At 30.7% G+C, this 22,383-nt stretch carries 20 protein-coding genes and 1 tRNA gene; 3 read left to right on the plus strand and 18 right to left on the minus strand.

Annotated features, from left to right (window positions below):
• Nucleotides 1-148: 148 nt before the first annotated feature.
• The 3 genes from DY123_RS00140 to DY123_RS00150 all read right to left on the minus strand — a co-directional run bounded on the left by DY123_RS00140 (nt 149) and on the right by DY123_RS00150 (nt 2,399).
• A tRNA-Arg gene (locus DY123_RS00140) sits at nt 149-221 on the minus strand.
• A 49-nt stretch (nt 222-270) separates the two neighbouring features.
• Nucleotides 271-1,611 (minus strand): DEAD/DEAH box helicase, encoded by a 1,341-nt coding sequence (locus DY123_RS00145; protein WP_140923503.1) that lies wholly within the window; start codon nt 1,609-1,611, stop codon nt 271-273.
• A 68-nt stretch (nt 1,612-1,679) separates the two neighbouring features.
• Entirely contained in the window at nt 1,680-2,399 is a 720-nt protein-coding gene (locus tag DY123_RS00150) for a GH25 family lysozyme (protein ID WP_140923505.1), read from the minus strand.
• Between the two features lie 221 nt (nt 2,400-2,620).
• Between DY123_RS00150 and gntK the strand changes: the two genes are divergently transcribed.
• Both gntK and DY123_RS00160 read left to right on the plus strand, forming a co-directional pair.
• Nucleotides 2,621-4,168, plus strand: coding sequence for a gluconokinase (gene gntK, locus DY123_RS00155; protein WP_140923506.1), 1,548 nt, complete (start codon nt 2,621-2,623; stop codon nt 4,166-4,168).
• 63 nt (nt 4,169-4,231) lie between these two features.
• Complete coding sequence (locus DY123_RS00160) at nt 4,232-5,560, plus strand: APC family permease (RefSeq protein WP_105963753.1); 1,329 nt, start codon at nt 4,232-4,234, stop codon at nt 5,558-5,560.
• Between the two features lie 63 nt (nt 5,561-5,623).
• Here DY123_RS00160 and DY123_RS00165 read toward each other — a convergent pair whose 3' ends face one another.
• The 11 genes from DY123_RS00165 to DY123_RS00215 all read right to left on the minus strand — a co-directional run bounded on the left by DY123_RS00165 (nt 5,624) and on the right by DY123_RS00215 (nt 19,457).
• The gene (locus tag DY123_RS00165) at nt 5,624-6,922 is read right to left on the minus strand and encodes an IS3 family transposase (RefSeq protein WP_140923508.1); all 1,299 of its coding nucleotides are present in this window, start codon (nt 6,920-6,922) and stop codon (nt 5,624-5,626) included.
• 70 nt (nt 6,923-6,992) lie between these two features.
• Entirely contained in the window at nt 6,993-8,360 is a 1,368-nt protein-coding gene (rlmD, locus tag DY123_RS00170; protein WP_108982455.1) for a 23S rRNA (uracil(1939)-C(5))-methyltransferase RlmD, read from the minus strand.
• A 79-nt stretch (nt 8,361-8,439) separates the two neighbouring features.
• Entirely contained in the window at nt 8,440-9,420 is a 981-nt protein-coding gene (locus DY123_RS00175; RefSeq protein ID WP_140923510.1) for a diacylglycerol kinase, read from the minus strand.
• Nucleotides 9,421-9,436: 16 nt separating this feature from the next.
• Nucleotides 9,437-10,858, minus strand: a complete 1,422-nt coding sequence (gene gatB / locus DY123_RS00180) for an Asp-tRNA(Asn)/Glu-tRNA(Gln) amidotransferase subunit GatB (protein ID WP_140923512.1) — start codon at nt 10,856-10,858, stop codon at nt 9,437-9,439.
• On the minus strand, nt 10,858-12,318 hold the full coding sequence (gatA, locus tag DY123_RS00185; protein ID WP_105963757.1) for an Asp-tRNA(Asn)/Glu-tRNA(Gln) amidotransferase subunit GatA: 1,461 nt from the start codon (nt 12,316-12,318) through the stop codon (nt 10,858-10,860). Before gatA ends, gatB begins: the two co-directional genes overlap by 1 nt.
• Nucleotides 12,319-12,322: 4 nt before the next feature.
• A complete protein-coding gene (gene gatC / locus DY123_RS00190; RefSeq protein WP_108982459.1) occupies nt 12,323-12,628 on the minus strand; it encodes an Asp-tRNA(Asn)/Glu-tRNA(Gln) amidotransferase subunit GatC in 306 nt (101 codons plus the stop codon).
• Between the two features lie 78 nt (nt 12,629-12,706).
• A complete protein-coding gene (locus DY123_RS00195) occupies nt 12,707-13,813 on the minus strand; it encodes a CamS family sex pheromone protein (RefSeq protein ID WP_225426721.1) in 1,107 nt (368 codons plus the stop codon).
• 21 nt (nt 13,814-13,834) lie between these two features.
• The gene (gene ligA / locus DY123_RS00200; RefSeq protein ID WP_225426722.1) at nt 13,835-15,868 is read right to left on the minus strand and encodes an NAD-dependent DNA ligase LigA; all 2,034 of its coding nucleotides are present in this window, start codon (nt 15,866-15,868) and stop codon (nt 13,835-13,837) included.
• A gap of 25 nt (nt 15,869-15,893) precedes the next feature.
• A complete protein-coding gene (gene pcrA / locus DY123_RS00205; protein WP_108982461.1) occupies nt 15,894-18,149 on the minus strand; it encodes a DNA helicase PcrA in 2,256 nt (751 codons plus the stop codon).
• A 106-nt stretch (nt 18,150-18,255) separates the two neighbouring features.
• Nucleotides 18,256-18,825 (minus strand): xanthine phosphoribosyltransferase, encoded by a 570-nt coding sequence (locus DY123_RS00210; RefSeq protein WP_108982462.1) that lies wholly within the window; start codon nt 18,823-18,825, stop codon nt 18,256-18,258.
• A gap of 11 nt (nt 18,826-18,836) precedes the next feature.
• Nucleotides 18,837-19,457, minus strand: a complete 621-nt coding sequence (locus DY123_RS00215; RefSeq protein ID WP_225361847.1) for a glycoside hydrolase family 73 protein — start codon at nt 19,455-19,457, stop codon at nt 18,837-18,839.
• Nucleotides 19,458-19,586: 129 nt separating this feature from the next.
• Between DY123_RS00215 and DY123_RS00220 the strand changes: the two genes are divergently transcribed.
• Complete coding sequence (locus DY123_RS00220; RefSeq protein WP_225426723.1) at nt 19,587-19,862, plus strand: DUF2187 domain-containing protein; 276 nt, start codon at nt 19,587-19,589, stop codon at nt 19,860-19,862.
• A gap of 15 nt (nt 19,863-19,877) precedes the next feature.
• Here DY123_RS00220 and DY123_RS00225 read toward each other — a convergent pair whose 3' ends face one another.
• From DY123_RS00225 to truA, 4 genes are all read right to left on the minus strand, one after another.
• Nucleotides 19,878-20,420 (minus strand): ECF transporter S component, encoded by a 543-nt coding sequence (locus tag DY123_RS00225; protein WP_140923520.1) that lies wholly within the window; start codon nt 20,418-20,420, stop codon nt 19,878-19,880.
• A 183-nt stretch (nt 20,421-20,603) separates the two neighbouring features.
• On the minus strand, nt 20,604-20,996 hold the full coding sequence (rpsI, locus tag DY123_RS00230; RefSeq protein ID WP_105956349.1) for a 30S ribosomal protein S9: 393 nt from the start codon (nt 20,994-20,996) through the stop codon (nt 20,604-20,606).
• A 13-nt stretch (nt 20,997-21,009) separates the two neighbouring features.
• A complete protein-coding gene (rplM, locus tag DY123_RS00235; RefSeq protein ID WP_165807736.1) occupies nt 21,010-21,453 on the minus strand; it encodes a 50S ribosomal protein L13 in 444 nt (147 codons plus the stop codon).
• A 123-nt stretch (nt 21,454-21,576) separates the two neighbouring features.
• Complete coding sequence (truA, locus tag DY123_RS00240; RefSeq protein ID WP_140923887.1) at nt 21,577-22,353, minus strand: tRNA pseudouridine(38-40) synthase TruA; 777 nt, start codon at nt 22,351-22,353, stop codon at nt 21,577-21,579.
• Nucleotides 22,354-22,383 lie beyond the last annotated feature (30 nt).

The raw sequence follows: 22,383 nt of genomic DNA on the forward strand, positions 1-22,383 counted from the left end.
CCATATGAATCAATCTAATTTACAAACAAAGTATAGCAAGGCTTTGTAAATATAATATGGTTTTTATGTAAATTTATTGTAAATATATTTGGAAATAAAAAAAGCTGCTCATTAAATTAATGAACAGCTTTAAGAATTAAGTTTAAAATGACCTCACTCGGACTTGAACCGAGATCAGCCGCTTAGGAGGCGGTCGCCCTATCCAGTTGTGCTATGAGGCCATTTGCAACATTTATAATTGTCGCATTTAATAAACACAAAGTAAAGACACTACTTAGAATTTTTATTATCTAAATTACGCCATTTTTTGCGCATACCTTTATTTTTTGTATGCTTATTTTTCTTCTTTCTTTTGTTTTTTAAAGTAGCTGAATTTGATTTTTTAGGGGAAGATTTAATAGACTTAGCTTTTTTATTGGAATGCTTTGGAACATTAACTTCCTGCTTTGGCTGATTTTTCTCAACAAGTTTCTTCTTTTTTTCAGCTTTAATTACTGATTCAGGAATTTCATCGACTAATTTGTTTTTCAAAAAGTAAATTGGCTTTAAATCATATTGATAATTTTTAAGTAAATTTTTCAAATCTCTTAAATCATGATCATCACCGAAATTAATCACTAAACCATTTTCGCCCATACGACCAGTACGTCCAACACGATGAATATATTCATTTTCTTGATCAGGCAAATCATAATTAACAACAGCCGGCAATTTAGGAATATCCAAACCACGTGCGGCTACATCAGTAGTAAACAATAGTTTTACTCGGCCTAACCTAAAATCATTCATTGCTTTTTCACGCTTATTTTGATTTTGATCACTAGTTAATTTTGCTACTCCAGTATAATGATTATGCACAAAATAACTATATGTTTTATTTAAATCAACAGTTTGATTAAAAAAGACTAAAGCTTTGAAATTAGGTACATGTTGTAATCTGGCAAGCATCTTATTACGATTTTTTCTTAAAACTTGCATTAATCCATGCTTAACAATACCTTGAGTTTCATCTTCATTTCTAACATCAATTTTTTGAATGTTACGGTTGCCAAACCAGTGGTCCAATTCTTCTAAAATTTCTGTTTCAGTTGCCGAGAAAAATTCTAACTGCACATCAGACATCATATTATCAACAATTTCACGAACAGTCGTTAAAGTTTCCCCTTGTAACAAATCATCAGCTTCATCAATAATAACTGTTTTAAATAAGTGTGTTTTTAATTTTTTGTCATCAATTAAATTTTTTAATCTACCAGCTGTGCCCACAATTACTTCAGGATGTTTTTTCAAGCGTTCAGTTTGACGTTTTATATTAGCTCCACCCGTCAAAGCTAAAACTTTTAGTCCTAACAAATTAGCCCAATTTCTAGCAACACGTGCAGTTTGAATTGCAAGTTCTTGCGATGGTTCAATAATAATTAATTGACTACCCTCACCTAAATTTAAATTTAATAAACTAGGCATTAAAAATGCGACCGTTTTCCCTGAACCAGTTGGCGATAATCCCAAAACACTTTTATTTTGTTCAATTAGTGGATAAACTCTTGACTGAATTAAAGTAGGTTTGTCATAACCCAATTTTTTAAAATATCTTTCGAATTTTTCTAACATTTACTTCACCTATATTTTCTTATTAATACTTAATTTTATCAAAAACCATAAATTATTTCATAAAAATTTTAACGATTGCGACTTTTTAATAGATAGCGTTCCCAATCTGTATTTTTACCATTAAAGGCTACCTGATTCAATGATATATTAGAGCCATCAAGGTTTATAGAATGATTATCAATTGAAACAAAAGTAGCTTTTGAATCATTTAGATTATTACTTAATAAGCTAATATATGGATTCCTTTTATGCAAATAATTAAATATATCATTATTACAGTTAATAACTAAGTTTGTATTGTAATAGCGATGTATCATATAAACAAATTTAGATAATTGATCCTTTTGTAAATTATTAAGGTTAGAATTCACAAATACCATTGGTGGAATAGAACCATAATTAGGTCCTACTTCCCTAGTAAAATTCAATAATTGACTTTTAATTTTACTTTGGGTACTAAAAACATGATAAACCCCTATTTGCATCCCAGAACCTTGGCTTCGATTAAAATTATTCGAAAAATTATTATCAGTATAAGTCGATCCTTGGCTAGCTTTAATATAAACAAATTTTTGATCATTATTAGCTAAAGAAACAAAATCAATATATCCATCCGATTGACTAACTAAAACTCCACGAACACTATACTTATTAATTAAATAACTATTATATTGTTTAATTCCAAAATATATAATGAGAAAAACAAAAAGTACTGAAATAATGACAATAAATAATTTATAATTTTTAGATTTATTTTTATTGCTATATAAATCAACTCTACTTTTAATCGATAATCACCTTACTTTATAAACAAGGTTACTACATATTTTCTTATAAAACTAGATAAATAGCTTGAATGGAGCTGTTTTTTTCAATATAATGAAAGCGATAAACAATAACTTAATAATGACTTTTATTTAAAACTTCACTTTATAAATGTTAAATTTAATTTATATTAGTTAGTAAATAAACGATTCTATTCTGTTAATATTGAAAGGAAGTTTAGAAAATGAACTACATCATTGGTGTAGATATTGGTACCACTAGTGTTAAAACACTTTTATATAATACTAATGGACAAGTAGAAGGATATGCAAACAATGGTTATCCTTTATATCAAGATACCCCAGATATGGCTGAAGAAGACCCAGAAGAAATTTTTTCTGCGATGGCTTCTGGAATTACTTCAGTACTAAGAAAAGCTGATTTAAAAAATGGTACATTAAAAGGTGTTTCCTTTTCATGTGCTATGCATAGTTTAATACTATTAGATAAAAATCATAAACCACTTACACGTGCTATTACTTGGGCTGATAATCGTTCCGTTGATTATGCAGATCAATTAAAAGCATCTGGTAAAGCTAAAGAATTATATGAAAGAACTGGTACTCCAGTTCACCCAATGACTCCTTTAACCAAAATTATGTGGTTAAAAGATAATAAAAAAGACTTATATGACAAAACTAGATGGTTTGTCGGCATAAAAGAATATATTTTATATAAATTGTTTGGCGAATTAAAAGAAGACTATTCAATCGCTAATGCAACTGGTATGTTTAATATATTTAATATGGATTGGGATGAAGAAGCGCTAAAACTAACTGGCGTTTCTCGTGACCAATTACCAGAACTAGTAGATACAACCTACCAATTAAAAGGCATGAATAAAGCATATGCTAAGGTAATGGGAATCGATGAAGATGTACCATTCGTAATTGGTGCTTCTGACGGTCCCTTAGCTAATCTAGGTGTAGATGCTATCAAACCTGGCGTTGTAGCTGTAACTATTGGTACATCTGGTGCTGTACGTGTTGTTACTGATAAACCTAAGATTGATCCAAAAGGACGTGTCTTTTGTTACTACTTATCACCTGGTAAATGGGTTGTAGGTGGACCTGTTAACAATGGTGGGATTGTTTTCCGTTGGGTAAAAGATCAATTGTGTGCTCCTGAAAAAGTTACTGCTGAACAAATGCACATGGATCCTTATGACTTGTTAACTAAGATTGCAGCCCAAATTCCAGCTGGATCAGATGGATTAATTTTCCATCCATACTTAGGTGGTGAAAGAGCTCCTATTTGGGACGCAAATGCTCGTGGATCATTCTTTGGACTAACTAGAATTCATACAAGAGCACACATGATTCGTGCGGCACTTGAAGGAATCGTATATAATTTATACACTGTAAGTTTAGCCTTGGAAGAAGTTGTTGGTAAGCCAACAAGTATTCAAGCTACTGGTGGTTTTGCACGTTCAGAATTATGGCGTCAAATGTTAGCTGATATTTTTGAACAAAATGTTAACATTCCTGAAAGTTTTGAAGGAACTGCCCTAGGTGCAGCAACTCTTGGTATGTATAGTTTAGGAATCATTGACGATTTAGCTAAAGTTAAAGATTTTGTTGGTGTAACTAATGCTCACAAACCAAACCCTGATAATTATGAAGCATATCGTGAATTAGTTCCAATATACATTCGTTTAAGTCGTCAATTACAAAGTGAATATAAAAATATCGCTGAATTCCAGCGTAAACATGATATTGCAAAAGATAAATAATTAAAATTGGTTAGGCTAATTAATGCCTGACCTTTTTTATCAAAAGTTATTGGAGGAAGAAAATTGCAGGAAAATGAATTAAAACGTGGTATTGGGATGATGGCATCCCTTGCCACAGTCATGGGAACAGTTATTGGTGGTGGTGTATTCTTCAAAACCGCCAGTGTTGTACAAAGTACTCATTCTTTTACATTAACTATATTAGCGTGGATTATTGGTGGATTATTAACAATTTGTGCTGGTTTGACTGTATCAGAATTAGCAGCCGCAATTCCTAAAACTGGTGGTGCAATTAAATATTTAGATTATACTTACGGACCCTTAACTGGTTTTTCAATGGGATGGGCGCAAATATTAGTTTATTATCCAGCTAATATTGCAGCTGAATCGATTGTTTTTTCAACACAAATTATTAATTTATTCCACCTAAATGGTGGCCTATTAAATCCAATTGCTATTGGATGTGCTCTAAGTATACTTATAATTAATTTACTTGGATCAAAAGTAAGTGGAAATGTTCAAACTATTGCATTAGTTTTTAAATTAATTCCTATTTTTATTATTGCTATTATTGGACTATTTATTCCAGGAGAAGTTAATGTATCATTATTCCCAATTTCCCCTATTAATCATGATAGTTTATGGACAGCATTTGGTGCTGGTTTATTAGCTACTATGTTTGCTTATGATGGATGGATTGGCGTTTGTGATGTTGCTGGAGAAATTAAAAATCCTAAAAAGAATTTACCCAAAGCCATTATATTAGGACTAAGCTTCATTACAATTATTTATACATTAATTAATGTGGTATTTCTTAAAACATTGCCAATTGACCAAATTGCAGGTAATCAAAATACTGCATCAGAAGCAGCCATTAAATTATTTGGTGAATTAGGAGGAAAATTAGTTACTATTGGAATTTTAGTATCTGTTTATGGATCCTTAAATGGATATACGTTAAGTGGTATGAGAATCCCTTATGCAATGGGTAAAAGCAAATCATTACCTTTTAGTAATGCATTTACAAAGTTAACCAAAAAAACATTAGTTCCATATGTAGCTGGACTTTTCCAACTATTTATTGCTATTTTAATGATATTCGCAGGTAGTTTCGATTTACTAACTGATATGTTGGTATTTGTTATGTGGATATTTAACTGTCTATTATTCATCGCTGTATTTAGATTACGTCGAAAAGAGCCAGAGATGATTAGACCATATAAAGTTCCTTGGTACCCAATTATCCCAATTATTGCACTGGTCGGTGGAATATTCATATTATTTGAAACCATCATATCTCAAACCGGTTTAGCATTAGTTGGTATATTACTAACGGTATTAGGAATCCCAGTTTATTATTTACAACAAAGACATTTAAAAAATAATAGTTAAATAAAAAAGCTTGAAGAAAATTATTCTTCATGATCTGACCCCAAAAAGTTGGACAACATTTTTCTAGGATATTAATCCCAAATATTGGTTTGGTGATTGATATCCTAGTTTTTCTTTAATTCTATTTTCATTATAATCCTTAATCCAAACTTTCATGGCATGGATTAAGGATTCTTTTGTATCATAATGTACATTCATCATTTCACTTTTCATAATGTGAAAGAATGATTCCATTTGTGCATTGTCTAAACATGTCCCTTTACGGGACATGGATTGAATTGCATTATATGATTTTATCGTGTTTACCCATTCATGACTTTGATATTGGATACCTTGATCACTGTGGACAATAGTTTGTATTTCTTTACTACTAATAATGCTTAACGCTTTGTTTAAAGCCACTAAAGTAAATTTAACTGTTGGATGTGAACTAATATTATATGCAATGATTTGATCCGAATAAAGATCCATTACTGGTGATAAATAAACCTTTTGGTTTATTAAATTATGACCATATCTAAACTCACTGACATCAGTAGTTATTTTATGACCAAAACGTTGTGACTTGAAATTTCCATTCAATACATTAGGTGCTATATGTCCTACTTGTCCCTTGTATGAATTATATTTGCGTTTTCTTTTACTAAATAGAGTACATTGTAGACTATACTTCTGCATAATTCTTTGTACACATTTATGATTTACATGCTTTCCATTATTATTTAAATATGCAGTAATTCTGCGATATCCATAGGTTTTATGTTCATTTACGGCTTCTTTAAAAGAAGAAAGCGTAGCTTTCTTATGATAATAATAACTGCTTCTTGAAATACCTAAAATATCTAAAATTTTAGATAGTGCAGTTGTTTTAAACAAACTATTTATTATTTTTATAGTTTTAGCTTGACCATATTTATCTATAATAGTCTTATATTTAAGCTTTATTGATAATTCCAAATTCTTGTTTTCTAAAATTCTTATTTGCTTAATGTTATCTTTTGTGAGATTCTTTTTAAGTGGATGTTTAATTTTCATATTGTTAAGCGTCCCATCTTCTAATCTTCGTTCCCATATAAATATGGCAGATAGCGAAGATATATTAAAGTGAAGTGCTGTTTCTGGATATGAACTTTTGTGGAGCTTCATCCAGTTCAGCACTTTTAATTTATACATATAAGAATATGATTGTTTACTGTTTTTCGCAATTAAACCCTTAACTCCATATTTTTGATACATTTGTAACCATGAAAGTAATGTTGCACTGCCTTTAATACCATATTCATGGTTCAACGAAGTTGAACCTATTCCTGATAAATATTTTAATACTAATTTTAATTTAAACTCACTATTAAATTTAACCAAAAAATGACCCCCAAAATATTGAACAATTTCTTGTCCAACTTTTGGGGGTCACTTCATCAAGCTTTTTTATTTATTTCTTTTCAAAAACTGTTACTGATTCAATATGAACGGTTTGTGGAAATTGATCCACTGGTTGAATTGGTTGATTAATTTCATATCCGTATTCAGAAAGTCTTCTTGCATCACGTACCAAAGTTGATGGATTACATGATACATAAACAATTCTCTTTGGTGCAACTTTAACTGCACTTTCTATAAATGATGATGCAAGTCCCTTACGTGGTGGATCAACAACAATAACATCTGATTTTAGCCCTTGTGATTGCCATTTTTCCATCTGTTCTTCAGCTTTACCAGTAACAAACTTAGCATTGTTTATATGATTCTTTTGAGCATTAATTTTAGCATCTTCAATTGCATCTTTAACAATTTCTACACCATATACTTTTTTTGCTTTTTTAGCCATTGCTAATGAAATTGTACCAATTCCACAATAGGCATCAATAACGTTTTGGTTACCATCCAATTGTGCTTTTTCTACAGCTAATGAGTATAATTTTTCAGTTTGTGTTGGATTAACTTGATAGAAAGAAGTTAATGAAATGTAGAATTTCAATCCTAATAATTGATCTTCAATGTGAGAACTACCATATAAACAAATGGTTTTCTTCCCCATTAAAGCATTACCATCTGTTAGGTTAATATTTTGCATGATACTTTTTACTTCTGGTAATGCTTTAGCAATTTCACTAGTAATCATATCTACCATTGGTAATTTTTTAGTACGAGTAATCAAACCAATCATCATCTCATGGCTATAATGTCCACGTCTAACCATAATATTTCTGATAACACCACTATGATTAATTTCATCATAAGGAGCAACATGATATTTTCTAAGTATGTCCCTTACGACAACAATTGCTTTATCAATTTCTGGATCTTGAATATAGAAATCTTCAATAGGAACTAAATCATGTGAGTGTTTACGATAAAAACCGGTCTCCAATTTACCATTAATTTTCTTAACCGGAATTTGAGCTTTATTACGATAATGACTAGGTTTGTCCATACCAATTGTAGGTAATACCTCAACATTCATTTTAGCTTTATTAAATAGTTCTTGAATCTGACTTTGTTTAAATTTTAATTGTGCGTCATATTTTAAATGCTGAAGAGGTGCAATTCCTGTGCGAGTATAATCTTTATCAACACTTTCAACACGATCTTTAGACTTAGTAATCAGTTTAACTAATTTTCCAAATCCAAAATTCTTATTAATTTTAATAACTTTAATTGTAGCTTCTTCACCTGGTAATGTATCTTCAATAAAAATTGAAAAGTCATTGATTTTAGCTACACCCATACCTTGATAAGTAAGGTCGATGATTTTAACATCGTACATTTCATTTTTTTCAACTGGTGCTGTAATTTTCATATTTTCCCCTTAATAAATAAAAAAGTTCTGTTGTACCTTCATAATATAATACAACAAAACTTTTATTTTTTAAAATTAATTAAGATAATTTATCAACTTTATCAACAAATTGTTTTTCAGCTTTAACTTCATCATAACTAATTGATTTAGTAGGCATTTCATCCATATTTGCATAAAATTCAATATGTTGTTTTAGATTCTTAAAGGTCATAGGAGCATCGCCACCATACTCACCGTCTAAATTAATTTGCATTTTGTCCTTAATTGGATTAGCTATTAATTTACTTGTTTTTTTATATATTATTCTTGGATCATTTATATGACGACCGCCACTAATAACCTTTGCCAACAATTGAACAATTTCTACAATATTACTAGTTTTTACAATAATCATTGTAAAATTACCGTCGTCTAATCTAGCATCAGGAACAATTTGTTCTAAACCACCAATAGAATTAGTCATCGCTAACAAAAACATTGATGCTTTTCCTTGAAAATGACCACCATCATATTCTAAATCCATATCAATAGGTTTAATACGTGGCAGCAATTCAGCTCCTCTAACTAAATATGCTAAATAACCAAAAATAGTTTTTAATTCAGATGGAACATCATAAGTTAATTCGGTTAATAAACCACCACCAGCAATATTTATAAAATATTTGTTAGCAGCTTTACCAATATCCATCTTAAAACTTTGATGTTTTAAAACAACTTTAGCAGCAGCGACAGGATTTTCTCTAGGAATATGCAATGCTCTAGCAAAATCATTAGTTGTGCCAGCAGGAATAATTGCTAGTTTAGGTCGCTTCTCAAGTGGTGCAATCCCATTAATAACCTCATTAATAGTTCCATCACCACCTGCAGCAACTACCAAATCAAAACCATCTAAACTAGCTCGCTTAGCTTCTTCTCTGGCTGAAAAAGGTTTAGGAGTTGTTGCGTATGCACTAGTTTCAAAACCAGCTTTTTCAAAAACACCGAGAATATCAATCATATTCTGTTTTAAAGCTTCCCGCCCAGATGTTGGATTGTATATTACACGTGCTCGCTTTCGCATTATAATTCCCCTAATCTTATTTATTCATTGAAGCCATTAATAATTTATTTACCACTTGTGGATTGGCTTTACCACGAGTTTGTTTCATAATTTGACCCACTAAGAAACCAATTGCACGATCCTTTCCATTATGGAAGTCTTCAATTGATTGTGGGTTATTAGATAATACTTCGTCAATAATTGGTTGTAATTTCTTTGGATCTGATAGTTGGACCATTCCATTATCATTAACAAATTTTTCAGGTTCCTTACCTTCAGTAATAGCCTTGAATACTTTCTTAGCCATTTTACTAGAGATAGTACTATTTTCAATTAACTTAATCATAGTAGTCAAGTTTTCTGGAGTAATTTCAGTTTGAGATAAATCAACCTGTTTGTCATTTAGATAAGCATTTACATTACCTTGTAAATAATTAGAAGCCATTTTAGCATCAGCACCTAATTCTATCATCTTATCAAAGAAATCAGACATTTCCTTTGTTTGCGTTAGCACCATTGCATCATAATCAGTTAGTCCTAATTCATTAATATAACGATTACGACGACTGGTTGGCATCTCAGGCATCTTAGAATTGATATCATCAATCCATTTATCTGAGATATCTAATGATGGTAAATCTGGTTCTGGGAAGTATCTATAATCATCAGATCCTTCCTTAACACGCATCAAAATAGTAGTCCCGTTATTTTCATCAAAACGTCTAGTTTGTTGTTGAATCTTACCACCAGACATTAAAATTTGACGTTGACGTTTTTCTTCATATGCTAAACCTTTTCTCACATAATTGAATGAGTTAAGGTTTTTTAATTCTACTTTAGTACCAAATTCTTTTTGACCATATGGTCTAATTGAAATGTTAACGTCAACACGCATGGAACCTTCTTCCATCTTAACATCAGAAATCCCAGTAAATAGAATTCTTTGTCTTAATGCTTCAAGATATGCATAAGCTTCATCAGGTGAAGCAATATCAGGCTTTGAAACGATTTCGATTAAAGGAGTTCCCTGACGGTTTAAATCAACATAAGAATAATTCTTACCATGACTATTTTTACCGGCATCTTCTTCAATATGCATTTCTTCGATACCAATTTTTTTCTTTTTGCCATCAACATCAATTTCTATCCAACCATCTGTAGCATCTGGTGTATCTTGTTGAGTGATTTGATAAGCTTTAGGATTATCAGGATAAAAATAGTTTTTACGATCAAAATGAGGGTGTTGGTTAACATTAGCATGTAAAGCTAAGGCAGCAATAATTCCATCTTTAACAACACCCTTGTTAGTAGTTGGCAATACTCCAGGATATCCCCAATCAATAACATTAGTGTTTAAATTAGATTCTGCACCATAACCAACAGGAGAAGGACTAAAGATTTTAGAATTTGTTTTTAATTCAACGTGAACTTCTAGTCCAATAGTAGTTTCAAAATTCATTATTTGTCTCCTCCAATCTTAGGGGTTTGTTTATGAAAATCTGTATTTTGTTCAAAGGCATATGCGGCTTTATACATAGTAGTTTCATCAAAGGGTTTACCAATCAATTGCATTCCGATTGGAAGACCATTTGAAAAACCAGCTGGTAATGACATACCAGGTAAGCCAGCCATATTAACAGGAATAGTTAATATATCATTCATATACATAGTTAATGGATCTTTTTCTTCATCTAAACCAAATGCAGGAGTTGGTGTTGTTGGTGTAAGAATTAAATCATAATTTTGGAATACATTTTGGAAATCTTTATTAATTAAAGTTCTAACTTCAGCAGCTTTCTTAAAGTAAGCATCAAAGAACCCAGCAGATAGTGAATAAGTTCCTAACATAATACGACGTTTTACTTCATCGCCAAAGCCTTCAGATCTACTTTTAACATATAATTGATCAAGGTTTTTAGCACTTTCTGAACGATATCCATAACGAATACCATCAAATCTTTGTAAGTTAGATGATGCTTCAGAAGGAGCAATAATATAATAAGCAGCCACTCCATATTTACTATGTGGTAATGATACTTCTTCCACATCAGCACCCATTTCACGATATTTATCAGCAGCTGATTTAATGGCTTCACGCACATCATCACTAACACCTTCGCCAAGATATTCCTTAGGCAAACCAATCTTCATGCCCTTTACACCAGAATCAATTTTACTAGTAAAATCAGGAACTTCTTTGTCCGAACTAGTTAAATCATGTTCATCATGACCAGCAATATGATTTAAAACAAGTGCATTATCATAAACATTTTTAGTTAAGGGACCAATTTGATCAAAACTAGATGCAAAAGCAATTAATCCCCATCTAGATACACGACCATATGTAGGTTTCATCCCCACAATGCCATTAAAAGCAGCTGGTTGTCTTATTGATCCACCAGTATCAGATCCTAAAGCAGCTAGTACATCTCCTGATGCAACTGAAGCAGCAGAGCCACCAGATGATCCACCTGGAACTTTATCTAAGTTCCATGGATTATGAGTTCTGCCATAATATGATGTTTCTGTAGAACTACCCATTGCAAATTCATCCATATTGGTTTTACCAATACTAATAGTATCAGCATCTAACATTTTATTAACAGCAGTCCCACTAATAATAGGTTTAAAATTAGATAACATTTTAGAACCAGCAGATGTTAAAACACCCTTTGTTAACATGTTATCTTTCATTGCAACTGGAATTCCAGATAATAAGTTATCAGGATTAATTCCTCGTTTATCAATTTCTTGAGCTCGTTTAATTGCATTTTCTTCATCAATTGTAATAAATGCGTTAATATCTTTTTCATTATTTTTAGCATTTTCAATTGCTTCTTTTGTTAATTGTTCAGCAGTAATGTCACCATTAACTAAACTTTGATGAATACTAGTGATATCTTTATTCAAAAAATTCATTTAATTAATCCCCACTTTCATCAATAATTGTTGGTGTTCTAATTAGACCATCAGCAACATCGGGAGCGTTTTGTAATAATTGATCTCTTTCTCCCCAGTTATCAGCAACGTCTTCTCTCATAACGTTAATTTGATCGGTTACGCTAAATGTTGGTTCAACATCATTAGTATCAACTTCATTCAAGGAATCAAATATTCCCATAATATTTCCTAATTGATCAGTAAAGTAAGGCAATTGTTTATCGGTTAATTCTAACTTAGCCAATGAAGCAACATGACTTACTGTATCTTTACTTATTTTTTCAGACATTGAATAGCTCCCTCTTTCTTTATTAAATATATATTACATTCACTTATGAAATATTTTAACACAATAATTTAATTAATTTTAATAACTAGTGAAAACGTGCGTATAGAAATTCTTCTCGCCAGTTTTTCTAGATAAGAAACTTTGTATACCTTCAGTTGAGCTTACTTGAATATCAATTGGGATATTGTTTGGTAAGTACTTTTCGGCCATATTTTCTACATATTGAGTAAAACTAATAATCTCACTTTGTCCATAAAATTGAGTAGTAATATTGATATGCATACCTCGCAAACTATTATCAACATAGTGTGCTTGAGCAGTAACACCACTCAAATTAGGGAAAAACTTTTGAATTTGATTTTTAAAGTTTTCAAAAGAATCTTCATCATTATTATTCACACCTTTAGTGGACTCAGCAGGTAGAACATAGTTTTTAATGTTTAACGATTTCCAATCTGAAATCTTAATAGAACTACCGTTATTAACAGAAGAAGCAAAGAAGTTACCGCCAACTAGACTATCATTAGGTGCTTGCTTGTATAATGCAAAAACAATTGGAATATTCTTTAATTGTTTATTTTTTCTTAAACGTTGAAGAATCTTATTTGCAATGTCTTTTCCTTGTTTAATAATATCTGAATCGTTTAATTTCTTTTGATAAACTGCCCCATAAGCTTCTTTACGATAATAGTAAATGGAATTAAGGCCTAATCCTATAGTCATCCCTTTAATTTTAAGTGCATTATGATTTTCAGTCATAAAGTCTTGTTCATCCATTTGTTGAAGATACAATGGTTTCTTAGTGTCCTTACCAGCAGGATTTAATCCATCTGGATTATTTTTACTTTTACGTCCTAACCAATCTTCTACAGTATCAGTATTAATATATTGACCTTCTTGTAGAATATAATCATCAGTTGGAAAATGTTGTTTAGATATTCCTAGCAATCCATTTTCAAAACCTTTTAAATTCAATTGATTATCATTTTGTTGAACAGAAACACCACGTGACTTACTGGTCAAATAATGTCCATCTTTAATTACTCCTTGGTAATAATTACTATTTGTTTGTGAAATAACTTGAGTTCCGGAAGAACTACTTGAACTATTTTCGTTATTATTTCCACAAGCAACTAATAAAACTGAACTAAACATTACCAAGAACAAAACTTTTAGCTTATTCAATCTGCTTGCCTCCACAAATTATTAATTATTATTCATTTCATCAATGAACTGATCTTCATTCCAAATTGATACATTATATTTTTCAGCTTTGGATAATTTACTTCCAGCGTCTTTACCAGCAATTAAAATATCTGTACTTTTAGATACACTACCAGTAACTTTAGCACCATGATTTTCTAACCATTCTGATGCTTTAGGTCGACTCATCTTAGATAATTTTCCGGTTAAAACAATTGTTTTATTATTAAATACAGAATTTTGAATAACATCAGAAGCAACCTGATTACCATTGTGGTTCATGTTAACTCCCAATGATTTTAATTCTTCAATAAGCTGTTTAGCTTCTGGATTATTAAAATAAGTAACTATACTTTGCGCAATAGTATCTCCAATTGAATTAATTGATGAAATATCGTCAACACTAGAAACCATTAATGCATGCATATTTTCAAAATGTTCCGATATTAACTTAGCTGCTTTCGAACCTACATGGCGAATACCTAATCCAAAAAGTAACCTTTCCATTGAATTACTGCGACTATTATCTATGGCTGTTAATAAATTAGTAGCAGATTTGGTTCCAAACTTGTCCAAAGTTTCTAATTGTTCACGATTCAAATTATATAAACTAGCAATATCATTAAGCAACCCTTTATCAAATAATTGTTGAACTATTTTAGGACCTAAGCCATCAATATTCATAGCATTTCTTGAAGCAAAATGATTAATCTGTTCCGTCAATTGAGCTGGACATTTGGGGTTAATACAACGTAATGCTACTTCATCATCTAAGTGTACTAACTTATCACCACATGAAGGACAGTTAGTTGGTATCTTATATGGTTTGCTATCACTTGGACGTTTACTTGCAATATATTCAGATATTTCTGGAATAATATCACCGGCTTTGTGTAGCTTAACTGTATCTCCAAGTCTTACTGCCTTTTCATTCAAATAGTCAGGATTATGCAGTGATGCTTTAGAGACTGTTGTTCCTGCTAATTTAACTGTATCCATAATAGCAGTTGGAGTAACTACTCCTGTTCTACCAACCGTCCACTCAATATTATTAAGCTTAGTTTCAACTTCTTCTGGAGGAAATTTAAAAGCAATTGCCCATTTAGGAACTTTTACTGTATTACCAATATCTTTTTGCAATGATAAATTATTTTCTTTAATGACAATGCCATCAATTCCATAACTCAAACCATCGCGTTCATTAGTATACTTGTCGATATATTTATCAACATTAGACATATTTTTAACAACTTCATAAGTTGGGTTAATTTTAAAGCCTAAAGATTTTAATTCATCTAACAATTCTGACTGAGTATTAGCTTTTAAATCATTATAATCAGCAACATTATACATAAATGTACTCAAATTACGACTAGCAGTAACACTTGAATCTAGTTGTCTTAAACTACCGGCAGCTGCATTCCTAGGATTAGCAAATGTTGAATTTCCATCGTTTTCACGTTTAGCATTTAAATTAGCAAAAGATTCCTTAGGCATATAGCATTCCCCTCTTACTTCAATGTCGATTGGGCGATTTAATTTGTGGGGAATACTTTTAATAGTCTTTAGATTTTCAGTGATATCTTCTCCTATAAAACCATTACCTCTAGTAGATCCTTGAACCAAATTACCATTTTTATATAGTAAAGAAATAGCAAGTCCATCAATCTTTAATTCACAATTATATTCATCAATTGACGGATAATTATTATCCAAATTATCCATGAATTCTGATAATTCTTCTTTAGAAAATACATCACCTAATGACAACATCGGTACATCATGTCTAACTTTATCAAAGCCAGGTAAAGTTTTAGAACCAACATTTTGAGTAGGTGAATCAGAAGTAATCAAATCGGGGTATTTATTTTCAATGTCTTGTAACATTCTATAATTTTGATCGTATATGTGATCCTCAACACTGGGCTGATCTTCATAATAGTATTGACGACTCCATAATTTTAATTTATTTTTAAGCTTCTCATATGTTTTTTCTACTTCTGATTCATTCATTTCATTTATAGTTTTATCTGACATTTATTTCACCTCAATTTTCAATAAATCATTTTTCAATTTTTTGAATTGGTGCAAATGCAGCAAGCAATCTCTTTAATCCTTGATCTGGAAAAGCAATATCTAATTCTGTATCTTCGCCAGTTCCATTAACCTTGACAACAGTACCTGTTCCCCAAGCCTTATGTTGAACTTTATCTCCAACATTCCATGACTTCTTATCAGCACCACTACCTTTAGGTTTTTGCACTTTTTGAGTTGGTTGGTGATAAGATCTTTGGGTTGCAAAATTCTGTGATCTACGACTTCTAGCAGAATCGAAAGGTGTTCTTAATGAATTGTTCTTAGAAAAATCATTTTCAGAATGAATTAAATTATCAGATATTTCATCAATAAAACGAGATTCTGGATTGGTCTGTCTTCTACCATAAAGCATTCTTGAAAATGCATTAGTAATATACAGTTTTTTTTGTGCTCTAGTAATACCAACATATGCTAATCTACGTTCTTCTTCTAATTCATCTTCTTTTTCTAAAGAACGACTTAATGGAAAAATACCTTCTTCCATCCCCATTAAAAATATTACTGGAAATTCTAGCCCCTTAGCAGCATGCAATGTCATTAGTGTAACTTGTGGGGTTTGTTCATCAACATCATCTTGAGCAGATACTAAAGCTAAGTCTGCAAGAAAATCAGTTAATGGTTCATCTCCATCATTATCATCATGGTTATTATCAAATTGTTGAGTAACAGAAATGAATTCTTCAATATTCTCAATTCTAGCTTTAGACTCTAGAGATTTTGATTGTTTTAAATTATCCAAATACCCACTATCATCTAGAATATGTTGAGTAACATCTGTTACTTTATTTTCCATAGCAATTTTTTGGAGTCCAGTCATTAATCGACCAAATTGATCAATAGCAGTTCGAGCACGATTTGATAAAGTGTTATTAAGTTCAATATTTTTTGTAGCTTCTAACATGCTCCAATTGTTTTCTTGAGCAAAAACTCTTAATTTTTCAATACTAGATGCGCCAATGCCACGTTTAGGTTCATTGATAATTCTTTCTAAGCTCATAGAATCACTAGGATTAGCAATTAAAGTTAAATAAGCTAAAATATCTTGGATTTCTTTACGATCATAAAATTTATGTCCACCAACAATCGAATATGGAATATTAGATTTCAAAAAAGTTTCTTCAATTATACGTGATTGAGCATTTGTACGATAAAGAATAGCAAAATCATTATATGAATAGTTCTTTTCTTCAATGACTTTTTTGATTTGAGTAACCACAAAATGAGCTTCATCTACTTCACTTTGACCACGATAATATGAAATCTTATCTCCTTCATCATTATCAGTCCAAAGATTTTTTTCTTTTCTAGAAACATTATTCTTAATTACATCATTAGCTGCACTTAAAATATTTTTAGTAGAACGATAATTTTGTTCAAGCATTACTGTGTTAGCATTTTTATAATCATTTTGGAAATTTAAAATATTATTCATGTTAGCACCACGCCAACCATAAATACTTTGGTCAGCATCACCAACAACACAAATATTTTTATATTTTTTAGCTAACATCGTTACTAGCTTATATTGAGCTTCATTCGTATCTTGATATTCATCAACATGGATATAATGAAATTTATTTTGATAATAATCTAAAACTTCAGGAACTTCTTCGAATAGTTGAATAGTCATCATGATTAAATCATCAAAGTCTAATGCTTGATTATTATGTAATCTTTTTTGATATTCGGTATAAACTTGGCCCACTACTTCTTCAAAAGGACTAGTATGATTTAAGCTTTCATTAAATTCAGCGGGAGTTTTTAAATCATTTTTAGCATTTGAAATGGTTGATAAGATTGCTCTAGGATCATTCTTTTTAGGATCAATATTCAAATCTTTTAAGATCCTTTTAACAAGTGTTCTTTGTTCACTACTTCCTGCAATTGTAAATGCACGATTATATCCAATCTTATCGATATGACTTCTTAAAATTCTTACACACAATGCATGGAAAGTTGAAACCCATACTTCATTACCACCATAGTCTAAAAGACTAGCTACACGTTCTTTCATTTCTCTAGCTGCTTTATTGGTGAAAGTAATTGCTAAAATATTCCATGGAAGAACTTGTTTTTCTTCAATTAAATATGCAATTCTATGGGTTAAAACACGAGTTTTACCACTACCAGCACCGGCCATAATTAATAGAGGACCTTCAGTGCATAATACTGCTTCTTTTTGTTTATTATTCATTCCGGAAATTACATCATTTACTGGCAAAATAACACAATCCTCTCAATTTATTTGTATATCAATTATATCATAGCTATACTTATTTTCATTTCATTGTAAAACAAAAGTCGGTAAAATCACCGACTTTTATTATCTATTCAAAAGTAACTTTTCCATCGTTCAATGATGCTATTCTAGCCAGTGATTCTAATTTAATACCTCTTTGTGTAATTAATTCATGACCCTTTTGGAAACTTTTTTCAATTACAATACCAACATTTTTAGCATTAGCACCGGCTTGGTTAGCGATATCTAAAAGGCCAAGTACAGCTTGTCCATTAGCCAAGAAATCATCAATAATTAATACATTGTCATTTTCGTCAATATATCTTTTATTAATACTAATCTTATTGTTAGTTTGTTTAGTATATGAATAAACATCACTAGAATATATGTTGTCATTAAGTGTTAGACTTTTATGCTTTCTAGCAAAAACAACTGGAACATTCATTTGTAAGCCTGTAAGTACCGCCGGTGCAATTCCAGAAGATTCTACAGTTAAAATCTTAGTAATATTTTCATTTTTAAATAGTTTGGCGAATTCTTTTCCTATTTCATTCATAAAAATTGGATCAATTTGATGATTTAAAAAATTATCTACTTTTAAAATGTCTCCTGATAAAACTCGACCTTCGTTGTTGATTTTTTCTTCTAATGCTTTCATAGTAACTCTCCTTATTTGTTGACTTTATCATACTGATTTAGATGATATTTTTTTATTATTTCAATTATTTTATTAGTGTATTTAGGATCAGTAGCATATCCATCAATTTGTAAATTATGAGCTGCTTCTATATAGTTATCTGAATTTATGACATCTTGATATTGATATTGATTCCAACTAGTTCCATTGGCTAATAGTTTAGCATGACTTTGTACAGAATCATCCCAACTTTTGTATACTCTAAAGTATCCTTTAATATTTATGAAATTCCCATTTACAAATTCATTCGTGGATAATTTAACTGAAGGTTGTCCATTATATGCCTTTACACCAAATAGATTATTATAATTAGTGGCCAGTTTACTACTACCCCAATTAGATTCTAATATTGCCTGAGACAAACTGATACTAGCTAAAATATTATATTTCCTTTGTGCATCAGTAACTGATGGTAATAACCTATTAATAAAATTACGATGCTTTTTTATTACATTTTTTTGATTATAAATATTATACATATAATTATTTTCGTAATAATAATAGCCTACTGAGAAAATAATAAATACTAAAGTTAAAATTAAAATCAACCAACCAATGTTAATGGTAAATTTACTTTTTCTTTTTTTAATCATTATCATCTCTATTCATATTTATTTATAATTTTAAACTATTTAACACAAAAATAGCAATATCATAGCTAAAAATTGACAAATCAAATTTTTTTAGTTACTTTTAAGATATAGGTTAGGAGATGTATATCTTTGGTAAAGGATAAATTAACAAGTAACGACAAGTCACCATTTGATATTGGAGATAAAGTATCATTTAAACTTGAAAAAAATGTTTTTAATGGAACAATTGAGAAAGCATATAACAATGCTTATCTAATCGCATTTAAATCAAACGATCCAGTATTAGAAGATAAGTATCATGATAAAGTCGTAGTTAGCAATAAAAAGTTAACGATGGTTAAAATGAGTAATCATAATAGTAAAGAAGCTAAGAAAAAAGAAGATAATAAAGACGAAAAAAAGTAGTGATATAAAAAATCACTACTTTTTTATTTTTTGTAATGGAACAGAAATAAGTGGAACAAATATCCCAGATAAAATGGCTTCTATTAATCCATTAGTTCCAGCGATTCCCAATAAATATGGTAAAAGTTCATTAGTATTAATATGATAAATATTAAATGAGTCATTTTTATAAAAAATATAAATTAAAAATAATACAAGAATCGTATTGATCAAGGATCCAATAATTCCTGATAATGACATTAATAACTTATTATTAATCTTATACTTTACCAACTTATGGTAAAACAAACCAGAAACTAAACCAACAAGTATTCTAGGTAATACAGAAATTATAGGATTAATCAGAACAAAAACAGCTAGTGGACTAGTTGGCCACCAAAAAGCCCTAATAAATGTTATTAGTCCCCATACACCACCAAGGATTGCACCATTTTTGCTGCCTAATAAGATTGAAGCAACAATAATAGTAATAGGAATAATAGTAATACTCAAAGGACCAATTGGAATATTACCAATTCCTGGAATAGTAGTTTGGATTAGAATAATTGCTATAAACATCGTTAAAATATTTATATTATAATTTTTATTACTAATAATTACATCCCCTTTTTATAAAATAGGCTTTATTGATTATTATACAAAAATGATATATCAATGTGTATTAAAGTTATCTTCAATAAAATAAAAAGGTACTTTTCATTTATTGAAAAGTACCTTGAAAGTTTAATATTAAAATAAATATTAACGTTTTGAGAATTGACCAGCCTTACGAGCTTTCTTAAGACCTGGTTTCTTACGTTCTTTCATACGAGCATCACGAGTTAATAAACCAGCGCTCTTTAATGGAGCACGGAAATCAGGATCTACTTCTAGTAATGCACGAGCAACCCCATGACGAGCTGCACCAGCTTGTCCTGAGAATCCTCCACCATTAACATTGATTAAAGCATCATAGTTACCTAAAGTTTCAGTAACATTGAATGGTTGCATAACCACTGCTCTTAGGTTAGGGAATGGAATGTAATCTTCAATAGCTTTTTTGTTCATAACTACTTTACCAGTTCCTGGTACTAAAAGTACTCTAGCAACTGAGTCTTTACGACGGCCTGTGCCGCGATATTGTACTTGAGCCAATTAAGTTTCCTCCTTAAATTAGGTTATTAATGTCTAATACTTCAGGGTTTTGAGCTTCATGACCATGATTGCCATCAGCATGTACATGTAAATGTAACAATTGCTTATGAGCTAATGATCCATCAGGCATCATACCTTTAACTGATGTTTCAATTAATTTTTCTGGAGTATCTTCTAACATTTGACCAGCAGTTTTTTGTTTAAGACCACCTAAATAACCTGTGTGGTGGGAGTATACTTTACGACTAGCTTTACGACCTGTTAATGCAACTTTAGAAGCATTAATAACTATAACGTGATCACCAGTATCTACATTAGGTGTAAATGTTGGTTTATTTTTTCCTCGTAAAATAGAAGCAACTGTAGAAGTTAAACGACCCAAACTGATATCAGTTGCATCGATAATGTACCACTTGCGTTCTACTTCACCTGGTTTTGCCATATATGTTGTACGCACTTTAATATTCCTCCATGTTTCTGTGTTTGTTCGACACCAATATAAGTTTCCGGGGCTTATCGTGGGGCAAACAATACCATAACTAATGATACAAAGTTCGCTCTAAAAAGTCAACCATAAAAATTATCTTTGGTGATATGGTAATTTGGTTGGATGATTAGGATCGTCACCTTCATAGTAAACGTGTTTTAGATATAATCCGCTTGCTGGTACAGTTCTTCGAGCTTCGTTTCTATCTTTTATTTTATAAAGTCTTAAAATATCATGCTCGTTACGCTTACCAGCACCAATTTCTAAAACAACTCCAACTAAAATTCTAACCATGTTGTATAAAAATCCATTACCATAGAATTCAAAAATTATTTCACTTTTATCAGAATTAAAATTACATTTAGCCTCATAAATTGTACGAATATTAGTCTTTGCACTTGATCCAGATGCAACAAAACTCGTAAAATCATGTTCCCCTATTAAATCTTTCAATGCAATGTTAATTTTACTAATATCAACTGGAAATTTCCACTGAGCTGTATAGAATCTTTTAAATGGATCTTTAAATTCTCCCAGATACATACGGTACATATATTTTTTACCTGAAACATCATATCTAGCATGAAAATTAGAGCTAACTATTTTAACATCTAAAATTTTAATATCTAATGGTAACATGCTGTTAAGACCCTTCAACATATTAATTTCTTTTAAATCATAAGGAAAATCAAAATGAGCAACTTGTCCTAGAGCATGCACCCCAGCGTCAGTTCTACCAGAACCATAAACTGATATATGTTCTTTGGGACTTTTGGCCATTTTATTAACTACTTTAGTTAAAGTTCCTTCTATAGTTCTTTCATTAGGTTGACGTTGAAAACCAGAAAAGTTAGTACCATCATATGCCATTATTATTTTATAACGTTGACTCAATTTTTA

The organism is Apilactobacillus micheneri (genome assembly GCF_006493595.1).
Taxonomy (GTDB): domain Bacteria; phylum Bacillota; class Bacilli; order Lactobacillales; family Lactobacillaceae; genus Apilactobacillus; species Apilactobacillus micheneri.